Genomic DNA, 2996 nt, shown 5'->3' with positions numbered 1-2996 from the left:
TGCTAAAATAGTGTGTTTAGTATTATCAATTTACTTATTTTAATCATTATAAAAGTACTCTTTGTAGGATTCGACCATGCCATTAGAAGCCATTGCCATTAACGATCTAGATGCGCCGCTCATCAAAAAACCTGCGCGCGACAATGAGCTTGCTGAGCGCTTGCAAGCTCTCTACGATAACGATGATACCCAGCCAAGTGGCGCTGAGGTCTTAAGTCTTATTGAGCAAGGCTTCAAGCGTGGTCATTACCTGTATGTCGGTATGTTCAATGACAAGCCTATCGCTGCGGTTGGCTGTTTTGATGATGGGCAAACCGACGCCAAACGCTTGCAATACTTGACGGTGCACGAACAAAACAAGGGGCGCGCGATAGACGCTAAATTCATCAAACTGGTCTATGACGCTGAGGTCAAAAAAGGTGTGCGCCAGTTCGTCCCTGTCGATAGCGATATCCATCACATTATGAGCGATTATGAGCTGCTACGTGTCAAAGAGTGATCTGATATCTATGTTTGCCTATATTACTTCTGTATTTATTTATATTATAGTAGAAAAGCTAAAAATGACTTGACACTAGCGCCTATATTTAGTTTAATAGCGACCTCAACGAAGACGGCTCGATAGCTCAGTAGGTAGAGCAACGGATTGAAAATCCGTGTGTCGGCAGTTCGATCCTGCCTCGAGCCACCATTTCGTTGACCTAATTTAGCTGTTAATTAAGCAGCCAAAACCCTCAAGCTATATAGTTTGAGGGTTTTTTTATGACTAAAGATCAGGCAAGCACATACTCATTCATAACACTTTTATGCTACTTTTCATCATGTTTTGCTCAGTATACTGGGTAGCACTAACAGAAGCGGGTGAAGGTAATGAGAGAATTTGATTACGATTTGGATTATAAGAATCTAGATCTGCGCGCGCAGCCTGAACTATACCGAGTGGGGCGCGGTGAGCAAGGCGTGTTACTCGTTGAGCCATATAAGTCTGAGATTCTGCCGCATTGGCGCTTTGCGACGCCTGATATTGCTCGTGAGAGTAGTGAAAAAATCTATCAGATGTTTTTGGACTATTTAGCAGACGATGACTTCGTTGGTGCCGATATGGCACGCAAATTTATTCAGATGGGCTACACCCGCGCGCGTCGCTACGCCAATCATAAGGGCGGTAAAAAGTACAAAGGCCCTGTACCTGATGATAAAAAAGGTCAAAGCGGTGCGCATGGTCGCGAGGAATTACCACGGCAAATCGAAGACCCCGTTAAGGCAGAATCAGCGCAAATATTTAAAGCCAAATGGGATGAGTGCCGCGCAAATGAAGACTATCTACGGATGAAAAAGGAGCATCGCGAGCGCTACAAAGAAGTAGAATAATGGCTTAGTTTGAGTGCTAACTTTAACCCTTAAAACTATCGGTTTAGCCTAGTATTTTTAATACAAACATAATAATGAGTACATCTATGCAAGATAAAAAACTGTTGATATTTGATTTTGATGGTACGTTGATCGACAGCGTTCCTGATCTGGCTGACGCAATCAATACGATGCTGACAACGCTTGGCAAACCTACCTACTCGCTCGATACGATAAAAGAGTGGGTCGGTAATGGCTCGCGCCTGCTGGTTGAGCGTGCTCTGGTTGGACAGACACAAGTACCTGATGGCGCATTGACACCATCCGAGGCAGATCATGCAGAGCAGATATTTTTGGAGGCTTATAACAACATTGAAACCAGTAAAACCGTCGCTTATCCTGATGTCGATAAGGGTCTACATCAATTAAAACAAGCGGGCTACACGTTAGCGCTCGTGACTAACAAACCCATACGCTTTGTACCCAAAATACTTGAGAGCTTTGGTTGGACGCCGCTGTTCTCAAGCGTGCTTGGCGGCGATAGCTTACCAGTTAAAAAGCCTGACCCAACCCCGCTGCTTCATACCTACCAGACTCTTGGATTTACGCCCATGCAAGCGGTTATGATTGGCGACTCTGTCAATGATATGCTCGCTGGTAAAAGCGCTGGTATGGATACCCTAGCGCTATCTTACGGCTATAATTACGGTCAAGATATTCGAGATAGTCGACCTAGCGCCGCCTTTGACAACTTTGCAGATTTGCTTGATTACGTTTTGAATCAGTAACCTTTAAACAGCGACTCACCGCCTATTATAAATAAAAGAGAATTGCCTGTATGAGCGTCCCTAATGATATTGCTATTGCCCAGCAAGCAATCTTGCAACCTATCAATACTATTGCGCAAAAGCTAGGCATAGATGCAGACCATATCGAGCCCTACGGACATTACAAGGCCAAAATAGACCCCGCCGACGTATTTGCAGTACCTGCGACCAAGCGTAGCAAGTTGATCTTAGTCACCGCCATTAACCCCACCCCTGCTGGTGAAGGCAAGACCACGGTCACTATTGGTCTGGCTGACGCGCTCAATCGCATCCATCAGCAGCAGCGCTCAGGTAAAAAAACGGTTGTCGCTATTCGTGAACCCTCCTTAGGCCCAGTATTTGGTATCAAAGGCGGCGCCGCTGGCGGTGGATACGCGCAGGTGTTGCCGATGGAAGATATCAACCTGCATTTTACAGGTGACTTTCATGCAATTGGTGCGGCCAATAATTTGCTAGCCGCGCTGATTGATAACCATATTTATCAAGGTAATGCACTGGGTATCGATCCCAAACAAATCTTTTGGCGGCGTGCGGTCGATATGAATGATCGTCAGCTGCGCAATATTATCAGCGGTATCGGCAAGACGACTGATGGCATCATGCGTGAAGATGGCTTTGATATCACTGTTGCCTCTGAGGTCATGGCGATATTATGTCTGGCAACCGATTTAAACGATTTAAAGCAGCGCTTGGGTAATATTTTGGTTGCCTTTAATAAAGACAAACAGCCAGTCTACGCTCGTGATCTAAACGCTCACGGCGCTATGGCAGTTTTATTAAAAGAGGCCATCAAACCCAACCTCGTCCAAACGATCGAGG

At 45.5% G+C, this 2996-nt stretch carries 4 protein-coding genes and 1 tRNA gene; all 5 read left to right on the top strand.

What is annotated here, in order from left to right; translation table 11 throughout:
* Positions 1-76 precede the first annotated feature (76 nt).
* A complete protein-coding gene (locus ACTXGO_RS11795) occupies positions 77-499 on the top strand; it encodes a hypothetical protein (protein ID WP_443574644.1) in 423 nt (140 codons plus the stop codon).
* Between the two features lie 116 nt (positions 500-615).
* Positions 616-691 (top strand) — tRNA-Phe (locus tag ACTXGO_RS11790).
* 179 nt (positions 692-870) lie between these two features.
* Positions 871-1371 (top strand): DUF4385 domain-containing protein, encoded by a 501-nt coding sequence (locus tag ACTXGO_RS11785; protein ID WP_435949907.1) that lies wholly within the window; start codon positions 871-873, stop codon positions 1369-1371.
* An 86-nt stretch (positions 1372-1457) separates the two neighbouring features.
* Complete coding sequence (locus ACTXGO_RS11780; protein ID WP_443541302.1) at positions 1458-2138, top strand: phosphoglycolate phosphatase; 681 nt, start codon at positions 1458-1460, stop codon at positions 2136-2138.
* Between the two features lie 50 nt (positions 2139-2188).
* The coding region (locus ACTXGO_RS11775; protein WP_443574642.1) for a formate--tetrahydrofolate ligase at positions 2189-2996 on the top strand (808 nt) is incomplete at its 3' end.

The sequence above is a fragment of the Psychrobacter sp. T6-1 genome (assembly GCF_052258445.1).
Note: the sequence above shows the minus strand (reverse complement) of the source record. Positions and strands in the feature narration are given on the sequence as shown.

Excerpts from the sequence above, each read along its gene's own strand:
- ACTXGO_RS11795 (WP_443574644.1), top strand. The coding sequence starts at position 77 with ATGCCATTAGAAGCCATTGCCATTAACGATCTAGATGCGCCGCTCATC.
- ACTXGO_RS11785 (WP_435949907.1), top strand. The coding sequence starts at position 871 with ATGAGAGAATTTGATTACGATTTGGATTATAAGAATCTAGATCTGCGC.
- ACTXGO_RS11780 (WP_443541302.1), top strand. The coding sequence starts at position 1,458 with ATGCAAGATAAAAAACTGTTGATATTTGATTTTGATGGTACGTTGATC.